Annotated in this window: 8 protein-coding genes; all 8 read right to left on the bottom strand. The window is 65.3% G+C overall.

Annotated elements, in window-relative coordinates; all coding sequences use genetic code 11:
- A partial coding sequence (locus tag P3T42_RS30920) for an amino acid adenylation domain-containing protein (RefSeq protein ID WP_429308196.1) occupies positions 1-5652 on the bottom strand: 5652 nt, incomplete at its 3' end.
- Positions 5653-5716: 64 nt separating this feature from the next.
- Complete coding sequence (locus tag P3T42_RS30925; protein ID WP_429308197.1) at positions 5717-6769, bottom strand: YqcI/YcgG family protein; 1053 nt, start codon at positions 6767-6769, stop codon at positions 5717-5719.
- 200 nt (positions 6770-6969) lie between these two features.
- Positions 6970-8400, bottom strand: coding sequence for a peptide synthetase (locus P3T42_RS30930; RefSeq protein WP_429308198.1), 1431 nt, complete (start codon positions 8398-8400; stop codon positions 6970-6972).
- Between the two features lie 344 nt (positions 8401-8744).
- Positions 8745-10895 (bottom strand): TonB-dependent siderophore receptor, encoded by a 2151-nt coding sequence (locus P3T42_RS30935; protein ID WP_253190086.1) that lies wholly within the window; start codon positions 10893-10895, stop codon positions 8745-8747.
- 346 nt (positions 10896-11241) lie between these two features.
- The gene (gene fhuB / locus P3T42_RS30940) at positions 11242-13266 is read right to left on the bottom strand and encodes a Fe(3+)-hydroxamate ABC transporter permease FhuB (protein ID WP_429308199.1); all 2025 of its coding nucleotides are present in this window, start codon (positions 13264-13266) and stop codon (positions 11242-11244) included.
- Positions 13259-14266 carry an ABC transporter substrate-binding protein gene (locus P3T42_RS30945; protein WP_429308200.1) on the bottom strand — a complete coding sequence of 336 codons (1008 nt, stop codon included), beginning with the start codon at positions 14264-14266 and terminating at the stop codon, positions 13259-13261. Before P3T42_RS30945 ends, fhuB begins: the two co-directional genes overlap by 8 nt.
- Entirely contained in the window at positions 14263-15054 is a 792-nt protein-coding gene (locus tag P3T42_RS30950; RefSeq protein ID WP_429308201.1) for an ABC transporter ATP-binding protein, read from the bottom strand. The genes P3T42_RS30945 and P3T42_RS30950 overlap by 4 nt, the downstream gene beginning before the upstream one ends.
- A gap of 88 nt (positions 15055-15142) precedes the next feature.
- Positions 15143-20977, bottom strand: a complete 5835-nt coding sequence (locus P3T42_RS30955) for an amino acid adenylation domain-containing protein (RefSeq protein WP_429308202.1) — start codon at positions 20975-20977, stop codon at positions 15143-15145.
- Positions 20978-21017: the final 40 nt, after the last annotated feature.

The raw sequence follows: 21017 nt of genomic DNA on the forward strand, positions 1-21017 counted from the left end.
CGCAACGAAACGCGTGCGCAGCACCTCATGCCGCGCCATTATCGCTTCCAGACTCGCACGCAGCGCCTTCGCATCTACCTGACCCGTCAGCCACAGGCCGCCCGCCACATGATAAGCACTGCTTTCCGGTGCAAGCTGCCACATGAACCACTGCCGCTGCTGCGCGTACGAGGCTTCCGTGCGAGTACGGGCCGCGTCGGTCAGGCGCTTGATCGACGCCGGCCGCTGGTTGTCCTGCTTACCCGCCACGGCCTTCGACGCTGCGTGCAGCGCGAGTTCTGCAAGCGTCCGGCGCTCGAACAACTGTTTCGGTGTCACCCACAGGCCGGCCTTGCGTGCCTTCGCGACCACTTTGAGGCCGAGGATCGAATCGCCGCCAACCTCGAAGAAATTCTGCTCACTTCCGATCATGCCTGGCTCGATGCCCAGCACATCCGCCCAGATCTGCGCCAGCGCAACTTCGGCTGCACTGCGGGGCACATCGGCGTTGTCGGCGTGATCGTCGTCGGTGTTAGGTGCGGACTTTGCCTCCAGGTGTGCGGCCAGTGTCGCTCGCAATGCGGCACGGTCGAGCTTGCCGTTGGCGTTGAGCGGAAGCGCAGCGAGTGCGATCGCCTCCGCCGGCATCATATAGTCAGGCAGCGTGCGTGCAGCGTCCGCCATAACAGCCTCCAGCGCGCGGCTCGACACGACGAAAGCGGCCAGTCGCTTGCTCGAGATCGAAGCCGAGGCCGGGGTCGATTCGTACACGAGTGCCGCTGCGTTCTGCACGCCGTCCACAGCGCGGATCGCGCGTTCGACCTCGCCGGGCTCGACCCGGTAGCCGCGCACCTTCACCTGGTCGTCCACCCGTCCGAGGTATTCGAGCAGACCGTCCGCAGCGAACCGGCCGCGATCGCCGGAACGATAGAGCCGCGCGCCCGGCACCTGCGGGTCGGGCACGAAGCGCTCCGCCGTGAGACCCGCACGACCGTGATAGCCGCGCGCGACACCCGGGCCGCCGAGATACAACTCGCCCTCGGCGCCCCGAGCCACCGGCTCCATCCGTTCGTCCAACAGATAGATGCGGGCATTGGGTAACGGCCCACCCAGCGGAAGATCGCGGGCCGGCTCCGTGGTATCTGCGAGCGCATGCATCGCGATGCCCACCGTGGTTTCCGTCGGACCGTAGTGGTTGAAGATGCGGCATGTGGGCTTGAGCGCACGAAGCCGTTCGAGTAGCGCAGCGGAAGTCGTCTCGCCGCCGACAATCAGTGCCTGGCCCGGCAACACGTCTCGGGAACGCGCGGCGGATAGCAGCGCGGCGAGGTGGCTCGGCACGATCTTCAGTATGCCGATTCGATTTTCGGCCATGTAGCGCGAAAAACCGTCCGGATCGAACGCGAGATCCTGCGCCAGCAGATGCAGCGTGTGCCCCGAGCACAGCGCGCCGAACAGCACCGTGTGACCGAGATCGGCGGCAGGTGTCGAGACCATCGCGAACGATGCGTCAGCGTCGACCCGCAAGGTGGCAAGCATGCCATGGACGTAGTTCGCGAGGGCGCGCTGCGTAATCACTACGCCCTTTGGTTCGCCGGTCGAACCCGAGGTGTAGATCATGTAGGCGGCGCTGTCTGCGTGGGCTGCGCGGCGCTTGTGTGATACGGACGCGCCCTGCGATGGTTGCGACTGCAACGACTGCAGCGATTGCAGCGAGGTCACGAAGTCGTAGCGCAGCGCCAAGGTATCGATGCGCAAATCGACAAGACCCGTTGGCAATGCCCCAGCATGCAGCAACGCGACCGCCCCGCTGTCCGCGATCTGCGCAGCGATGCGCGCCGCCGGTGTCTGCGGATCGAACGGCACCCAGGTTGCGCCCGCCTTGAAGGCTGCCAGCATGCCGAGCACCTGCTCGATCGAACGCCCTGCCAACACGCCGACGCGCGCTTCGCCACCTACACCCAATACGTCGAGCTGGGCGGCGAGTGCCTCGGCCGCGGCGTCCAGCGCGCCGAATGTCACGCTGCGCTCGCCGTCGTATACGGCGATGCGGTCGGCGCAACGCGCCACGCTTGCATTCCACAATGTCAGGACGTCATGCGCGGCATACTCGCCCGGTTCGCCTGACACTGCGGATGCGGCGAGGGCGGCTTGTGGCTCGTCTGAGCGTTGCGGCGATGACGGCAGCGCCGACGCCTCGGTATCGTGCGCATTCAGTTCCACACCAGGCGCCTCAACGAGCCGCTTCGCAAGCATTGCGAACAACTCAGCAAAGCGCGCCGCAAACGTCGCATCGAAAAGCGCATCGTCGTAGGCGAGCAGACAGTCGACTGTCGTACCCGAATCGGTAAAGTCGAGCGCGAGGTCGAAATGCGGTGCGTCGTTCAACAGAACACGCAGTTGCGCTTCGAGCGGTGCAAACGCGGCTTCAGCAAAGGGTTGCTGCTCGGTCAACTTGACCTGAAACAGCGCCGCACTATTGCTCGCGCGGTTCGGCAGCAGCGCACTCACAAGCCGGTCGAACGGGACATCCTGATGTTCCTGCGCAGCGAGCACCGTCTCGCGCACGGCATCGACGAGTGCGCCGAAGTCGCGATGCAGGCTCATGCGTGTGCGCAGAACCTGCAGATTGATGAAGTAGCCCACCATCGACTGCGCTTCGGGCCGTTTGCGCAGCGAGAGCGGCGCACCGACGCGGATATCGTCCCTGCCGCTCAAACGCTGCAACACAGCGTTCAAGACCGCGAGCATGGTCATGAAGAGCGACGCGCGGCGGGTTCCGCCAAAGCGCTTCAGCTTTGCAGCGGTGTCGGCGGAAAGCGAAAAGCTTAGGCTGCGCTGGTGCCCTGCGAGATCTTCGGCGCCTGCAAGGCGGTTAGCCGGTCGCGCAAAGAGTTGCGCTGCCGCTGCGGGATCGCTGTCCGCGGCAAGTTGATTGCGCCAGTAATCGAGCTGGCGCGAGATCACGTTCGTGTCGAGCGTCGCACGCTCCCACGTAATGTAGTCCGCAAACTGCAACGACGGCGCCGTGCCGGAAGTCGCCGCATCCGGCGGAACTCGTTGTGCGCGATAGGCCTCAGCCAGCGACGTAAGCAACACGTTCACCGACCAGCCGTCCGCGATGATGTGATGGAGCGCGAGCAGCAAACGGTACTCGTCACTACCGGTGCGAACCAGGTGAGCACGCAGCAGTGGTCCGTGTTCGAGATCGAATGGCTGGCGACCGACCTGCTGGATCAATTTATCGAACGCTGCCTGTTGCTCGACGGAAGAGCTCGCGTCAATCCGCGTCACCGGTAACGGAATTCGTACGCTGCTATCGATGATCTGCAGCGGTTCGCCGTCTTCGCCGAGCGTGAAATGCGCGCGCAGGATCTCATGGCGACGCACGAGCTCGTCGAACGCGCGTTGCAATGCCGGCACGTCCAGCTCACCGGACAAACGCAGTTCGCCGCTCATGTTGTAAGCAGCGCTCGCAGGGTCCTGGTGCCACGTGAGCCAGAGGCCGCGTTGTGCATCCGAGGCGCGCGATATCAGACGCTGCCCGTCAGGCAGACGCACCAGTGCAAGCTCCTGCGCAGCGGCGCCATGCATGCTTTTCTGCTCGATCAGCGCCGCGGCGTCCTTCAGAACGGGCTCGCTAAAGACATCACGCAAGGTGTAGTCGACGGTCCAGTGTGCACGGGCAAGGGCCACCACTTGCACCGCCGCGAGCGAATTGCCACCGAGCGCGAAGAAACTGTCGTCAGGTGCAGGCCGCTCCTGCGGCAAGCGCAATACGTCGCGCCACAGCGTCGCAAGCGCCTGTTCGGTGCCGGTCAATGGTGCACACGGCCCAGAAGACGCAGACACCGCTCCAGCATCTCCCGGCGACGGCGTTTCTTCGATACGAGTCGAGGCTGCGCCCGCCTCACCCGACGCAGCCACATCGACCCGCCGCCCCTGCACAAAATACGCATACGCATCCAGCGAACGCTGCTGCCAGCCACGTCCGCATGCCGCGCGTTGCACCTTGCCGCTCGATGTCTTCGGCAGTCCACCCGGATTCAGCAGGACAACGACGCTCGCCGGTTCGCCGCAAGCCAGCGCAACCGCTTCGCTCAGCGCCGTGGCAATCGCTTCAGGCGACGCGAGCTTCTGCATGTTGCGTGACACTTCCGCCGCAATGCCGATCCCCTCCTGAGCATCGACTTCCACCGCAAATGCCGCAACACGTCCGCGCCTAACCAGTTCGACCTCGCGTTCGATCACAAGCTCGAGATCCTGCGGATACAGATTACGGCCGCGCACGATCAGTAGATCCTTGATGCGTCCCGCGACATAGAGCTCGCCGTCGTGCAGGAAACCCAGATCACCCGTGCGCAGCCAACGCGCCCCATCGCGCTCGACAAACGTGCGCGCGGTATCTTCAGGCCGTCGCCAGTAACCAGCCGCGACACTCGGGCCCTGAACCAGAACTTCGCCGATCTGCCCGGCCTCAAGCACGGCACCGCTCGCGTGATCGACAATGGCCAACGCGTGACTGCTCGCAGGCTTGCCACAGGAGACGAGCGGTACGCCGTCAGCATCCTGTTCGGCCCGCCCTGCCGCCAGTTCAGTCGCCGAGAACGACGGCGCCCGCGCTCCATCGCCCCGCGCGACACCGCTCACATACAGCGTCGCCTCAGCCAGGCCGTAGCACGGAAACAGCGCGTGAGGATCGAAGCCGATACCTTCGAAACGCGCGGCAAACGCATCCAGCGTCACCTTGCGAACCGGCTCCGATCCGGAAAACGCTAGCCGCCAGCACGACAGGTCGAGCGCCGCGCGTTGTTCGTCACTGACGCGATCGGCGCACAACCGGTACGCGAAATCGGGACCGCCCGAGATCGTGCCGCGATGGCGCGCAATCGCTTCGAGCCAGCGCACCGGCCGCTCCAGAAAATACTGCGGCGACATCAACACCAGCGGAATGCCGCTGAACACGGGTTGCGACAGCGTGCCGATCAGCCCCATGTCGTGATAGAGCGGCAGCCAGCTCACGAACACGTCGTCGTCGCGAACGCCGAGGCCTTCGCGGATCGCCACTTCGTTGGCCCACAGGCTACCGTGCGTGACCATCACGCCCTTCGGAGCCGAGGTCGAGCCAGAGGTGTACTGCAAAAAGGCGACGTCGGAGGGATGTGCGCGATGTGGCTCGAAAGCGTCCGTATCGACGCGGATGAAATCGAGCGCATCCACCGCAATGAGTTCGGCACGCGGCGCGATGGCCGCGAACGCGTCGCGAAGTTTGCCGGCGAGTGTCGCGGTCGTCAGGATGAAGCTCGCGCCGGCGTCGGCGGCGATCGACTCGAGGCGCGCCAGATGTTGTCCGCGCAACGATTCCGGCGGATAAGCCGGCACAGCGATGATGCCCGCGTAGAGGCAAGCGAAGAACGAAGCGACGTAATCGACACCGCTGTCCATCAGCAGCAGCGCGCGTGGAGGAGTGTCGTTATCGCTGCCATCCGGTTCGGCACGCACACCACCCGCACCACCCACACCACGCAGACGCGCACCAATCACCCGAGCGCGCCGGTCGAGATCAGCGTAGTGATAGCGGGTCTCGCCAGCCGCATCGAGCGTCACCAGCGCGGTGTCCGTCGCACGCGACGCGCTCAGCGCGCGCAGCCGTTCGATCATGTTCTCAGTCATTTCACCATCTCGTATGACACGCCGCGCCTGCTGCGGCGATGCAGGCGGCACGCCGCCCGCCTGCTTATTCTTCGCCGTGCTCGCGACGCTCGTGCTCGCTGTCGGCCAGATGCCGGTGCTCAGCCCCATGCCGCGCCGCATGCGGCGCGAACGGGCTTTCGGCCGCAGCCGCTGCACGCGGATGCCAATGCGTGTAGCTGCCGTGAGCGAACCCGGACACCTTGTCGATCGATGCATCCGGATGCGTCGAGGTATGAGCCGGCACGGCGGCCGCAAGCTGCGCGGCCTTCTCGCGCTGACGCTTCAGGAATGGGCAACGGTCGTCGGCAGGCAGGTTGGCATCGTCGAGAAAGTACTGCTTCCACTCCAGATTGCCGGGGTCGCCGTAAAAGCCGAGATCGGGATGCGCGGAAATTTCGTCCCACGTTTCGAGGCGCTTGCGCACCTGATTGCGCGCTTCACGCCCAATCACCTTGTTGGTGATCGTGTCGACGAATACGCTGCGCGGCTGGAACAGCAGCACCATGCCGGGCCCCAGATTGCGGCTATGCCGCAGACGGAACGACGGGCATGCGCAGACCACGAAGGTCTCCACGCCGGCAAACGAGAACTCCCAGTCCTCGTGCGACGGCTCGGGCTGCGCATCGGCCTTCGGATCGGGGTCGACGTCGTGCAGATGCTGCAGGATGCTCCAGAACCACGCGTGATACGCCTCATGCGTGAGCGGTTGCGCGTCCGGCTCGAAGAAGATCGCAATGTTGTTCTTGCGGTATTGCGGCAGCGTGACCAGCTCCGCGAACGTTTGCATCGTCGCCGGCAGATCGCGAATGTCCTTGCCGTTCACGTACGAATAGAACATCTCGCCGCGCTTTTCGGCGATCGTGCCGAAGAAGCACGGATACGCAGGGTCCATTACGTGCGTGCACAACGTTTCATACGAAGCGTCGAGCCACGCCGGCGGATTCGCCGCCGCGCCGGTCGCGCGGCCGGCGATGATCCGGCTCTTCCAGTCGCCGGGGTCGAAACCGTCGCCGAGCGACGCTGCCTCGTGCGGATTCGACACGTGCGATGCAGCAAGCTGCACCCCACCCTCCACGGTTCCCTCATTTGATCGCATCTTCAAAGTCCTTTGTCGTCACACACGTCTGCATCGCGCAGCGGCGAGCGGGCCGGCACGCGTCCTCGCGGGCGCGCGTCAACTGCGATATCGGTTTGCGGGGGAACCGGCGCCCTGTCCCAGGCGTTCCGGCATTCAGGAAAGCAGCGGCGGTTGGCTTCGTCTGCGATTGCTCGCGACGTCTGCCGCCGCCGCGGCGCTCAGGCCTCGGCCTTCGCGTCCAGTTCGGCGACCAGCGCCTGAACCCAGTCGTCCGGGATGATCGGCTGGTGGTAGGTGCACTCGCCCGAAACAACGGTCGAGCCATGCAGGCGCCCGTCGGGGATCAGCACCATGTCGCCTTCGTTCATCTTCAGTTGCATGCCGACGTTGCCCCAGAACAGCATTTCGCCTTCCTGAATGGTCACGAGCCGGTGGTCGTTGTGCACGTGAGTGGTCGAACACATCTCATGCGGTTCGACGAAAGTTTCGCGGTCGATGCCGGGGCACTCCGCGTCGATGCGCGTGCTGATGCGATGCGCGAACTCGACGTAACGGCGAATCGACGACAGCCACAGCAGTTGCTCGCCGAGATCCCAGCGACCGCGCTCGGCGAGCCGCTCGGCGGCCGCCACGCCCTGCACGGTCTGGGCGAAAGCCGCCGCACCGAACTCGTCTTCGATGCCCTGCAACGCCTGCGTGAAGCGCGACGCCAGTTCGGCTTTGCGTTCGGCCGCATCGCCGCGGCGTCGCCCGGCGGGCTGCAAATGCGCACACGCACGTTCGAGCGCGAGGCCGAACGCCAACCACTCGGCTTGCGCGGCAAAGGCCGCACCGGCGAGTGCGAACGCGCGATCCGGCCGGCGTCCCAGCGCATACAGCAGATTGCACTTCGCCATGCTGGTGGGCAGATAGAACTGCCAGTAAGCGTGTTGCTGACGCGTCACGCCGCAGGCACCTGCTACCCGCTGCAACAGCGCGTCGTCAGGCAGTTCGCCCTCGAGCGTGGGCCGCAGGTCGGCCGGCAACATGTCGAACAGGCCGCTCGCGGTAGCACGGGCGAGCGCACGGCGCTTCGACGGCGCCAGAGCCCAGCGCTGGACCATGATGAAGCGCAGCCCTTCCTCGAGATAGTCGTTGCGCATGAGCCGCTCGAACGTCTCGCTCCAGAAGGCGGTTTCGTCGTCGACGATGCGGGCAAGCCGCGCGCTCGCCGCCGCGGCCTCCGTTTCGATGACGTGGTCCTGCGCGAGATATTCGAACGCGTAGGCTTCGAGGAACGGGGCAAGCTGCGCGCCACGTACCTGCACCTCGTCGCGGTAGAACTCGCTGAAGTGCTGCCATTCCAAGGCGTCCGCACTGCGCGGCAGGCGCGCGATGCCCAGCTCGTAGATCGACAGCAGCGTCCGGTTCGAAGCAAGCGACGGCAGGCGGCTCACATTGTGCTGACGCACCGGCTTGGCGAATTTCAGAAACTCGAAGTCTTCGGGACGCAACGGACGGCGGTGATAGTCATCGTCAAGCAGCAGCTCGTCGACGGTGGCGCTGCGAAACGAGTGAGCAGCGGCGAACTGTTTGATCAGTTCTACGTATTGTTCGCTCTTGCCGGCGAACGGCGCAAAGTCGAATAGCAAAGGCGTAGCTTGCGTCATGGCAATAGTTCCTGTGAATGACTCGGAAGTGGACGGCGCAACGATGCCGGCATGGCGTGCGGAGCGTGCTTCACAATCCGCCGCCGGACGGCAGGCGCACAACCGGCTCAACATCTCGAATATAAATGTTAATGATTCTCATTTATACAAAATTAGACATGATGCCCTGTCTTGTCAAGATCTTTCAAGTCCTTTCAGGTCAGCCTGCTTCCGGGACGACTGCTTTCCGTTGCGCGATGGGCGTAACGCACTGACACCAACGCGCGGCCCGCTGTGAAGCGGAGCCGCGCGTCTCACAACCGGCATGCGCATCGCATTGATGCGCATGCCTCGACCGCTTCGATTTAGAAGTCGGTGCGCACCGTCAACATCAGGTTGCGCCGGTCGCCGAACTCGCTAAAGAACGTACCTGGCGGACGGATGTAGTACTCGCGATTGAACATGTTGTTCAACGTCAGCGAGGCGTTGACGTGCTTGTTGAAACGATAGCCCACTTGCGCATTGAAGATGGCGTAGCCGCCCTGCTCGACACCGCGCGTGATCGCGCTCTGCGCCAGCATCCCGCCGCCGATCGTCACACCGTTCAGGAATCCTTGCGAAAGACGGTAGGTCGTCCAGAGCTTGAACAGGTGCTTGGGATCGGTGCCGTCCGAATAATTGGCCGTCTGGTTCGTGAAGTCCTGGTTCAGGTACGTATAGCCCGCGTACACATTCCAGTCCGGCAGCGGCTGGCCCGTGACTTCGAATTCGAAGCCCTCGTTGCGCGCCCCGCCGCCTGCGATCGAACCGGTCGGATTGTTGGGATCCGCAATCGCGACGTTGTCTGTGTCGATGCGGAACAACGCCGCGGTCACACCGAGCCGCCCATTCAGGAAATTACCCTTCAGGCCGGTTTCGTACTGCTGGCCGGTTGCCGGCGGCAAGGCGCCGCCGGTGTAGGTCGTCGCCGTCTGCGGCGAGAACACCTTCGAGTAGCTGACGTAAGCGCTCAACCATGGAACGATGTCATAGACGAGCGCTGCGGACGGGAGGAACTTGCCGTTCATCCGCGTGCTGGTGGTCCAGTCGGACACGGTCGGCAAGATGCTTTGCGACTCTTCGTTGAAGAAGGTTTCGCGCGCACCGAGCACGAGCGTCAGCGGCTTGGCGAGATGAATCCGTCCCTGCGCGTACACGCCGTACTGCTCCGTGCGGATGTTGGAGCCGTAGGTGAACGGTATGTTGACCTGCGGGACCGAGTCCGGATCGAAGACGTTGTATGCCCCGCCGAACGGACCGTCGAGCGAAGCAAAGCCCGATTCCGTGGTCTCCTTGAGCAGCGAGTAGTTCGCGCCAATGGTGAACGTATGCGTCTGGCCGAACAACTGAACCGGGCCCGAGACGTTCGTGTCCGCGCCGAACCAGTCGTAGGTGATGCGTTGCCGCTGGTCGGCATAGTCGGCGTAACCGTTTTGGCTCACACCCGGCCCGGAATACGCGTACTCGCCCGACTGCAGTTCATGGCGATAGAACAACGTGGTCTGCGATTTCCAGTCGTTCTCGAAGCGGTGCGTCAGGTTCAGGTTGGTTTCCGCCAGCGACGTGTAGGCATAGTTCCAGCTCGGGCTGAAGTTCTGCGAATACGAACTCGGCAGCCGCGTACCGGCAGCCGTGCCACCAACGCCATAGTCGAAGCCCGACACCGGATCGACCTCATAGGCGGCCGACAGCGCGATCGTCGTACGCGGGTTGATGTCGTAGTCGAGCGCGCCGTAGGCCATGAAGGTCTTCTCGCGCACGCCATCCACGGATTTCAGCCCGTCGCTGCCGACGATCACTGCACGGCCGCGCAACGAGCCGTCCTTGTTGAGCGGCCCGGTGACGTCGACCATCTGACGCACGCTGCCGAAGGTACCCACCTGCGTCTCGGTGGAGATATGGAAGGTATCCAGCGGGCGCTTGCGCACCAGGTTGACCGTGCCGCCCGGGTCGGTCGGGTCCGCTGCGCCGGTCATCACGCCTTCCGGTCCGCGAAACACTTCGACGCGATCGTACATGGCCAGGTCGAACTGGGTCTGGTACTGCAGGCCGCTGACGACCGACACGCCATCGAACTCGATACCCAGATAATTGCCGCGCGCCTTGTAGTAGGCGGTGCCGTCGCCATAGTAAAGCGACTCGACGCCCGTGACATACAGCAACGCGTCCTGGATCCTCGTCATGTTCTGGTCGTCCATGCGCTGACGCGTCAGCACCGAAACCGATGCCGGGATCTCCTTGAGCGGTTGCGCCGTCTGCCCGGCGACCGTCGCGCTGGTAGCGGCGTAAGAGCCACTGCCCTCGGTGGTGGCGTCGGCGGTGCTCGTCACGCTGACGGCCGGCAGCACGTTGTCGCTGGCCGTCGTGCTGGCGGCGCTGGTCGTGCCCGTCGTGCCGGCAGGCGTCGTTTGCGCACGGGCGTGGCCGGCCCAGATTGCGAGCAGCGAGATCGCTACCGGTGTCAGCCGGGAATGCAACGAGCGAGCTTTGGCTCGTCGTGTCTGGCAAAGGTCCATGGTTATTTTCATCGTGGCAGGCAAATTTTCAGCGTGAAGACACACCCCGTTCGTCCCATTGAAATGGACTCCTAACGAGATGTGTCAGGATGATGTATTCGTTGCGAAGGTGACTCGCGGCTTTGCACTTCCCCTAGTACCGCGACCGGCGATAAGCCGCTCTCGCGCATCGATGCACGGCGCAGATGTCGTGCGCCATGCATCGCGTTATCGCGAATGAGATGTTATTCGATAATGATTCTCATTTGCAAATTATTTTACGTTCGATGGGGTGATTCGTGGCAATCCCGTCACGCTCCAGCGCGCCTCAGGTGGACGAAACCGTCTTGCGCAACGTCAGCGCGATCAGATACGGACCGCCGATTAGCGTCGCCACGAGGCCCGCCGGCATCTCCAGCGGGAACACGAGCTGCCGGCCGAGCCAATCCGCGAAGCCCATCAGCAGGGCACCGAAGATGGCAGCCACGAACATCTGCACGGCCGGCCTGCGTGCGCCGGAAAAGCGGGCGATATGCGGCGCAATCAGGCCGACGAAGGACAACGGCCCCACCAGCAGCGTGGACGTGGCCGTCAACAGCGACGCCAGCAAGAGGATCGCGAGCCGCGCCCGCACCACCGGCACACCGAGGCTGCCCGCCATCGGCGCGCCGAGACCGAGCGTTTCGAGCCAGCGCGCCATCAACGGTCCGAGCACCAATGCCATGAGCGCGATTGCGCCCGCTGCATACGCCGCGACGGGTTCGACGTAATAGGTCGAGCCGACCACAAAATTCATCAGGAGACCTGCGCGTGGATCGTTGCTGGCTAACAGCGCGCCGACGATCGCCTGAAACAGCGCGCTGATCCCCACGCCGATCAGCAGCAGCCGCTCGGGCGCGAACGAGGCCCGGCCGCCCAGCCACAATAGCAGCGCAAGCGTCGTCATAGCGCCGGCGAGGCAACCGGCGAACAGGAAGCCCGGCGTCGGCTCGAGTCCGGCGAACAGCACGACGACGATACCGAGCGCACCGCCCGAGCTCACCCCGAGCAGGTCGGGGCTCGCCATCGGATTGGCCGTGACGCGCTGGATCAGCGTGCCGGCAATCGCCAGCAATACGCCCGCCGCCATCGCCGCGACCGTATGCGGCAGCCGCCAGAACAGCAACGCGTCGATCTGCGCGAGACTGGAGACGCGCCAGCCATCGAGGCCGCGCGACACGGCAAAGGTCAGCATGGTCACCACCACGAGGCCGACGATCGCCCACGGCAGACGCGTCGCCAGCTTGCCCGGCGGTGCGTGCGCGATAGCGCTCGCATGCAGGTCCGGCTGGCTGCGCAGGCGCGGCAGCAACAGCAGGAGCAACGGTACGCCGAGCAGCGACGTGACCGTGCCGGTGGGCACCAGATGCGAGGAGAACAGTTCCGTCGTGGACATCGCCTGGACGATTTCGTCCGTCGCCCACAGCAGTGCGGCGCCGAGGCACGGCGCCCAGATCAGGCGCTGTCTGAGGCGCCTCGCACCCGCGAGGCGCGCGAGCGTGGGCGCGGCCAGACCGACGAAGCCGATCACGCCCACCGCCGACACGACGCAGGCCGTCAACACCACCGCGATCAGCAGCGCGGCAAAGCGCGTGCGTTGCAACGAGATGCCGAGACTCTGCACGGTCGAATCGCCCGCCTCGAACACGCCGAGCGGACGGCGTAGCAGGCCGGTGGCGACCACGCAAGCAAGTACGCTCCACAGAAGCTGGCGGCTTTCCTGCCAGCCGCTCTGGTCGAGCGCCCCGCCACCCCAGATCATCAGGCCGCGCAACAGGTCGAAGTTCGACATGGCGATGGCGAGACTGATGGCGCCGCAATACAGGTTCACGATCATCCCCGACAGGATGACCGCCAGCGACGACATGCGCTGCCGCCACGCGAGCCCGAACACGAGCAGCATCGCCAGCCCGCCGCCTGCCAGCGCCACGACGGTGCGGCCGCCGGCGAGCCACGCCGGCGCCCACAGTTCGGCTATGGTCAGCGCGAGATACGCGCCGGGGAAAATACCGAGCGTCATCGGCTCGGCCAGCGGATTGCGCAGCACCTGCTGCGCCAGCGTACCCGCCAGCGCCAGTGCACCGCCGCACAGCAGCGTCATGGCGATGCGCGGCAGCATGCTGTCGCGTACCAGTACCTGATGCAGGTCCGTGCGGTTCGGTGCGGTCAGCGTGGTCCAGAACGACGCACCGCTCAGTTGCGCATGAATGGAAAGGACTGCCAGGATCAGAGCGACGACACCCAGCACGCCAACAAGGGCGGCGCGAAAGTCGCGCACTGTGTCCGGCGCGGGAGAAGCAGCAAGATTACGCAACGCCGCCTCCGCCATTGTCGATGGTAGCCAGCGCCGCTGCGACCGCTTGTGCGAAACGCTGCATCGAAACCAGTCCTCCGTAAGGCGCAATCACGGGCAGCACGGCCACGCGGCGCTCGCGCACCACCGGCAGCGCCTGCCAGATCGCATTGCGCGCGAGACCGGCGCGCGCGGACGGCGCCACCGGACCCACCAGCAGCACGCTCGCCTGCGGCACCTCGACGAGGCGCTGCACCGGCACCAGCGCGAAGCCGGACTCGGTACTCCACGGGCTGCCGCCCGTGGCGGGATTCGCGGCGTTGCCGACCGCGAGCTTCTGCAACATCTCGTCGAACAGGCTGCCGCGCGCATAGACACGCAAATGGCGATCGTCGACCAGATCGGCGACGAGCACCGGCGCGCGCAGCAACGCTGGGCGCGCGGCGAGTTGCGCGCGGATCTCGGCCGTGTTGCGCTCAGTTGCGGCGATCAGGCTCGTCGCGTGTTCCGGACGTTGCAGCCGCGCGGCGAGCTCGGCGGTTTCGCCGAGCAGCGCCGGGTATGGCGCGTCGCTCGACATGTAGGCGCCGAGCGTGATCGTCGGCGCGAGGCGCTCGAGCCAGGGTTTGGCCGGCGCGTGGCCAGGCGTGATGATCATCAGGTCGGGCGCGAGCGCCTGCAACATCTCGAAGTTCGGCTGGTATAGCAGCCCGATATTGGCCACGCTGGCGGGCAGCGGCGGCTCGACGATCGTGCTGCGGTACCAGTCCGGTAGCGGTGTGCCGATGGGGGTCACGCCAAGCGCGAGCAACGTTTCGGTCAACTCCCAGTTGAGGGTGACGATGCGGTGCGGCGCGAGATTGGCGGGCGTCGCTGTGCTTGTCGCGCTGTATGCGTTCGCCGCACCGAATGCGCTGAATGCACAGGACGTACCGAGCGCGCCGAGTCCCGCGAGCAGCCGGCGGCGCTGCGGGTCCGGCATCGCTCCATCGCGCGTGGGTCGAATCAGGGACTTCGTCATCGCGGAAACCCGATGGCATAGCCAGTCTGCGGATCCGTCAGCACGCCCATCGGCACGCCGTAGATCGCCTCCAGACTGTCGGGGCGCATGATTTCCGCCGGACTCGCCTGCATCAGCACCTTGCCGCCGCGCAGCGAGATCAGTTCGTTGCAGAAGCGCGTCGCCATGTTCACGTCATGCAGCACGACGATCGCGGTCATGCCGCGCTTTTCGCACAGCGAACGAATCAGGCCCAGTACTTCGATCTGGTGGCTGATGTCGAGCGCCGAGGTGGGTTCGTCGAGCAGCACGCAGCGGCTGTTCTGCGCAATCAGCATGGCCAGCCAGACGCGCTGGCGTTCACCGCCCGAGAGATTGTCGACCGCGCGGTCCGCGTAGCGGGCGACGTCGGTCCATGCCATCGCCTCCTCGACGCGCTCGCGGTCGTCCGCGGTGACGCGGCCCAGCGCGCCATGCCAGGGATAGCGGCCGAGCGCGACCAGTTCGCGCACCAGCAGGCCATCGGTGGACGGTGTGTACTGCGGCAGATGCGCAACCTGTTGCGCGAAACGCCGGTGCGGCCAGCTCGCGAGCGGCGCGCCGTCGAAATGAATGCTGCCGCGCGTCGGCTGATGCAGGCGGGCCAGCAGCCGCATCAACGAGGTCTTGCCCGACCCGTTATGACCGATCAGGCCTACGACCTGGCCCGGCGCGATATCGAGCGAAATGGATTGCAACAGCAGCCGGTCGCCGATCGAAAAGTCGACGCCGGAAAGCTGGTAAAGCGAGGGACCGCTTGATGACTGCATAACTCACGCCGTAGCTTGATTGAAAGTGGGTAGGAGGACGTAGCGGTTTCGCTTGCGCGGCCGCCGTCGCGATTGTTATGGGGTGAGGTTAACCATCCTGCGTGCAGGCAGCGCCGGGTTGCGGCGCCGCTGCGCCGAGCGGTTGCTGCGCGTGTTGTGTGTGCTGCAATTGCGACTGCGGATTCCGCAGCCTTTCCAGACGCTCCCTCACGCTATCGTGCAACGCCGGATGAAGCACGATTCCGGTATGGCTTGCATCGATCCGCACCTCTTCGACAGCCGCGCTTGTATGTGCGCGCCAGTCGCGTTCGCGTCCCGCCACGGTATCGCGGGCGGCGCGCCAGAACGTGATCGGCACGTCGAGGGTCGGCAACGTGTGAGCCACGCGCAGCCGGTAGTGCATGGCATCCAGTTCGGCCGCGCGCTCGAACAAGGTCCGCAGTTGCACGCCGTCCGCCTGCCGGTCGAGCCACGCGGACAAGCCGGCTTGCTCGCCGCCTTCATCTTCATGCGCCTCGGCGGTGTGTGTCGCGGTATCGAGCAGCCCGAGAAAGTCCACCACGTGACCGCGTGCGCGCAGTTGCGCGGCGACCGTCGCGGCGAGCCGGCCGCCGAAAGACCAGCCCAGCAGCCGGAACGGTCCCGTGGGCTGCGCTTTCAACACTCGCTCGACACAGGCTTGCGCAAGCGACTCGAAGTCAGCGGGCCGGTCATGACGAACGTCGCCCGCGTCGCGCGCGAAACCAGGCGAACGCAATGCGAGCACGCTGGCGATGCCTTGTAGCGCGGCGGCAAGAAAGCGGTATTCGCCAACGAGTCCAAAACCCGAGTAGAAGCAGAAGAGCGTCAGCGGCGCGCCGCTCGCGTTCAGCGGCTGGACGTCCGCGTCGCCGGCCGCAGTGTACGGTGGGCACAATAATGCCTCGCTGTAAAAGCGCTGCCGCCACAATTCGAACGCGCCGGATTGCGCGGCGTCGGTTGTCGGAGCGGGCGCACGCGCGGAGACAGTCAACCCGTCGTAGAGATGCTGTCGCGCTGCCTCATCCGTCTTGTCGGGCGACGCTCGCAGGTGCGCGACGTCAGTAAAGTGCTCCACGGGATCCGCCAGCGCCCGCACATGTTCGTCGAACGCGGCCATTAGCCGCTCAAGCTGCGGCACATCGAACACCTCTTGCGCCACGCTCCACTCGACTTTCAGGCAGCCGTTCGCAACGAGGCCATTCAGATCCAGCATGTGACGCGGCCCGGTGGCCACGCTCGCGCCAGCGCCGTTGCCGCTATCCTCCGTTGCGAATGTGAAGCGGCCTTCGCTCAGTCTTTCTTCGAACCGTCCGAGGTAATTGAAACCAATGGTCGTGCGCGGCAATGCGTTCAGCACGGCACGTGTCGACGCGGATCCACCGTAGCGGAACAGGTTGAAATGCATGCCCTCCGCCGGCACGTTGCGCAGAAGTGCCGCGATCTCGCGGCGGGTCGTCTCGATCTGCGGCGCGGCAGTCAAACGCAACGGATACTGCGTGGTAAACCACCCCACCGTGCGGCTCAGTTCGAGTCCAGGCGCGCACTCGCGACGGCCGTGTCCCTCGAGTTCGACGATCACGGGCACCTGCGGCGCATGCCCGGCAAAGGCCTGCGTGAGCGAGGCCAGCAGCACCTCGTCGATGCGGCGACCGGTGTCCGTCAAACGGCGCGTGGTCTGCGCGTCGAGCGTCCAGGTGCGATGCAAGGTGGGACGCTGCATATTTTGTGCGCAGGTCGTGAGATCAGCCGCTGCAACCGCGCTCACAGGCGCTTCCAGCTGAGCCTGCCACCAGGCGAGTTCGCTCAGATGCTCCGGCAGGTTCGCGTATTCAGCAAGACGTTGGGTCCATTCGCTCCATGCCGTGCCGGAACGGGACTGTACCGCCTGTGCGCCGGAAGCGCAGGCTGATTCATAAGCGCTCAGCAAATCGTCGAGCAGGATGCGCCACGACACACCGTCAACCACCAGATGATGCACGACGACCAGCAGTCGTGCGCCGTCCGGCGTCATCACGTAGGCCGCGCGAAGCAGCTTGCCGCCGGCGAGATCGAGACTGTCGTGCACGCTGTCCGCGAGCGCCTCGATAGCGGCGGCCGGATCGGCAGCGGCTCGCAGGTCCAGGATACGTAATACGTCGGCTTCGTTAGCTGTATTGAATGCCACTGCAGATGCAGACTCACCGCCGATCGTCGACGCCGGCGGCAAAATCGTCTGCGTCCATTCACCCGTCTGCGGGTCGCGCCGGAAGCTCGCGCGCAACGCATCATGAACGGCCAGCACCGCCGCAAACGCAGTACGCAACGCGTCAACGTCAAGCGCCTCGGCACTGCGCAGCAGTACCGATTGATTCCAACGTGCCGGCGCATCCGGATAGCGCTCGAAGAACCACCGTTGCATCGGCGCAAGCGGCACGTCGAACGCTACACTTGCGGCAGGTGCACCCTCTGCGGGTTCAACACTAGTCTGCGCCATTCGCGCAAGGCCCTGCACCGTAGGATGCTCGAACACCTGGCGTGGCGAAACCGTCCAGCCCGCGGCACGCGCCTGGGCAATCACGCGCAGGCTCGAAATCGAATCGCCACCGAGCGTAAAGAAGTTATCGGTCACGCCGAAGTCCGCGCGCCCGAGCACGGTCTGCCAGACAGCCAGCAGCGCCGTTTCGACGGCCCCCGCGGGCGCCACCGCGGTGCCCTGCAGCGTGTCGTCCGGTTCGGGCAGCGCGCGACGGTCGAGCTTGCCGTTAGGCAGCGTCGGTAATGCATCGAGCGCCATGCACAGCGACGGCACATGCGAAGCCGGCAGGGTGTGCACCAGTTCTTCGCGTACCGCGTCCGGATCGGCAGAACCGGTGAAATAGGCAACGAGGCGTTTGCGTTCCCCTTCCCCGCGCAGTTCGACAACAGCCTCGCGAACCTGCGCAATACGCCGCAACGCCACCTCGATCTCGCCGAGTTCGATACGATGCCCACGCAGCTTCACCTGCTGATCGATCCGACCCAGAAAATCGATGGTGCCGTCGACACGCGCGCGACACAGGTCGCCGCTACGATAGACGCGCGAGCCGGGCGCACCGTACGGATCGGGTACGAAGCGTTCGGCCGTCAACCCCGGCCGCGCCAGATAGCCTTGCGCAAGCGTTGCGCCGCCGATGCACAGCTCGCCCAACGCTCCGTCGGGAGCGCGATTGCCGTCGAGATCCGCGACATAAGCGTGACGCGCCGGATAGCAGCGGCCAATTGCGACGATCGCGTGGTTCGCGTCAGCGCGCCCAACAGGATGATGCAGTGCCGCCACGGTGGTTTCGGTCGGGCCATACAGATTGTCGATTGCGACGTTCGCGAGCGGGCCTTCGTACCAGCGCTGCAAGGCATCCCCAGGCAAGGCCTCGCCGCCGACCGTGATCTGCCGCAGCGCGATATCTTCTGCCGGCGGCAGCGCGATACGCCACTGCTGCCATAGCGCCGTTGGAATCCGCGCGAACGTCACGCGTTCGTCGCATAGCGTGCGGTTCAGCGATGCCAGTTCCCATGGCTGCGGACCACGCATCACAACACGGCCGCCCGCTATCAGCGCAGGCAACAGTTCATGCAACGCGACGTCGAAGTTGATCGTTGAGGACTGCAGCACGATATCGGACTCGGCGATGCGGTGGTCGTGCAGGAAGTCGTCCAGATGCAGAGCAAGCGAGCGATGCGAAATCGCCACGCCTTTCGGCGTGCCGGTCGACCCCGAGGTGTAGATCACGTAGGCGAGCGCGTCGGGGTGCACGGGCCATGCGGGTGCGCTGGTTTGATCGTTGCTAGTGGGAACGTCTTGACCGCGTGTTCCATCGCCGGAATCTGGTTCATCGCTTGCGTGCACGGCGGGCGTCGCATCGTGCCGCACCGCCGCGGCAAGCACCGTACGCAGCGGCGCGAGCAAATCGCGCCAATCGTTGCGCGTAGCCTCGTCGACGATCACTCGCGTCACGCCGGCATCGACGATCATCGCCTGCAGACGCGCCTGCGGATAGTCCGGATCGAGCGGCACGAACGCCCCGCCCGCCTTGAAGACGCCGAGGAGCGCTGCGGGCAGTGCCGGCGAACGTTCCAGCAGCAGGCCCACGCATTCGCCGGAAACGAGACCGTCCGCACGCAGCGCGAGCGCGATGCGCTGCGCCCATGCGTCGAGGTCTGCGTAGGTCAACTGCTCGCCCTCGCAACGCAAGGCGACGCGCGCCGGACATTGCCGGGCACGCTCGGCGACACGCTCGTGCGCCGCGCGGAACGGACCGCGTGCGATGTCGTGCGGTTTGCTGCCTACGTTATCGCCCGCGTCGTCGCGCACGGCCTCTGAGCCGCCACGTCGTACCGCCAGATCGCCGATCCTGCGCTCGGGTTGCGCAGCGACCTGTTCGAGCAGCTCGACATAGTCGTCCAGCAAGCGTTGCGCTGTCGTCTCGACAAAGCGGTCGCGCGAATAGGTCAACGCAAATTGCAATGCACCACCCGTTCCGCGATCCCGCGTGTTCAGCGCGAGATCGAAACGCGCGGTGGGCGCAACGTCGGGCATCGATTCGACCGCGAGACCATCGTCACCAGCCAGCGCGGCAGGCTGGGCCTGCACGGTATCCGCCGCCAGATCGAACATCACCTGAAACAGCGGCGAGCTGTCGAGATTGCGCTCGACAGCGAGCGCCTCGACAAGCCGCGCGAACGGCACGTCCTGATGGGCCTGCGCTTCGAGCACGCGGTCATGCAGGCCGCGCAGCAACGCGTCGAACGGTTGCGCGCCGTCCAGATCGGCCCGCACGATCAGCGTGTTGACGAGGAACCCGACCAGCCCCTCCAGTTCAGTACGACCGCGTCCCGCGGTGGGCACGCCGACCACCACCGTACGTTGCCCCGAATAGCGGCACAGCAATACGTCGAACACGGCGAGCAGCAGCGTGAAGAGCGTCGTGCGCTGGCTGCGTGCAATCGTACGCAACGACTCGGCCAGCGCAGCCGGAATCGACAGCCGGACAAGGCCGCCGTCGTGCGAACGCGTCGCGCGTGGCGGCACGTCGCGCGGCAACGTGAGTGCCGCCGGTGCGCCCGCGAGCCGCTCGCGCCAATAGCCAATCTGCCCTTCGAGCAAATCGTTGGCCGCCCATTCGCGCTGCCACAATGCGACGTCCGCCAGTTGCACCGGCAACGCCGGAAGATTGCGCGCACCGTGATACAGCGCGAGCAGATCGCGAAACAACACGTCCATGGACCAGGCATCGGCGACGATGTGGTGCACCACTACCTGCAGCACGCGCTGGTCGTGGCCGGTCTCGAACACGCCAACCCGCAGCACCGGCCCATTGACGAGATCGAACGGTTCACACGCGAAATCGTGCAGCGCCTCATCGAGCGATGCGCCATTGTCCGCGATCGTCTGCTGCACAAAGCCGTAGCCGGCGTCGGCGGCCGGGTATTGCATCGGCACGCCGTCGTTCGCATCGAAGCGCAGCCGCAGCGCTTCGTGACGCTGCACCAGTTGCGCCAATGCATCCTGAAGCGCGGCGACATTGAAAGTGCCGGATAGTCGCAACGTATGCGTGATGTGATAGCCCGCGTGGTGCGGATCGAGGCACCACAAAAACCACAGACGCTCCTGCGCGAACAGCAACGGAAAGCGCGCTGGGCGCGGTACGAGCGGCACTACGGGCAACGCGTCCGCACCGAGCCCCTGGGCGCGCGCACGCGCGCGAAACAGCGCCCGCTTGTCTTCGGGCAGGGCCGCGTACTGCTGCGCGAGCCGTAATGCGTCGGGTCGGCGAGCGGCGGGCGGCGCTGCGGTGTAGGTGGCAGCGGTTGCGGTAGCCGCTGCCGCGGTGAGTGCAGCCGCCTCGTCAGACACGGAGAAAGGTTGCGCCGAAGTTTGGTCCGTCACGTTCATCGTTTCCTGTTCTTCTGCAATGCAAGCCGCGTAC

The organism is Paraburkholderia sp. GAS38, from assembly GCF_050434965.1.
Classification (GTDB): domain Bacteria; phylum Pseudomonadota; class Gammaproteobacteria; order Burkholderiales; family Burkholderiaceae; genus Paraburkholderia; species Paraburkholderia phenazinium_A.

Bases quoted from the DNA above. Each gene is read 5' to 3' on its own strand.
- P3T42_RS30925 (WP_429308197.1), bottom strand. From the start codon at position 6,769: ATGCGATCAAATGAGGGAACCGTGGAGGGTGGGGTGCAGCTTGCTGCA.
- P3T42_RS30950 (WP_429308201.1), bottom strand. From the start codon at position 15,054: ATGCAGTCATCAAGCGGTCCCTCGCTTTACCAGCTTTCCGGCGTCGAC.
- P3T42_RS30930 (WP_429308198.1), bottom strand. From the start codon at position 8,400: ATGACGCAAGCTACGCCTTTGCTATTCGACTTTGCGCCGTTCGCCGGC.
- P3T42_RS30945 (WP_429308200.1), bottom strand. From the start codon at position 14,266: ATGACGAAGTCCCTGATTCGACCCACGCGCGATGGAGCGATGCCGGAC.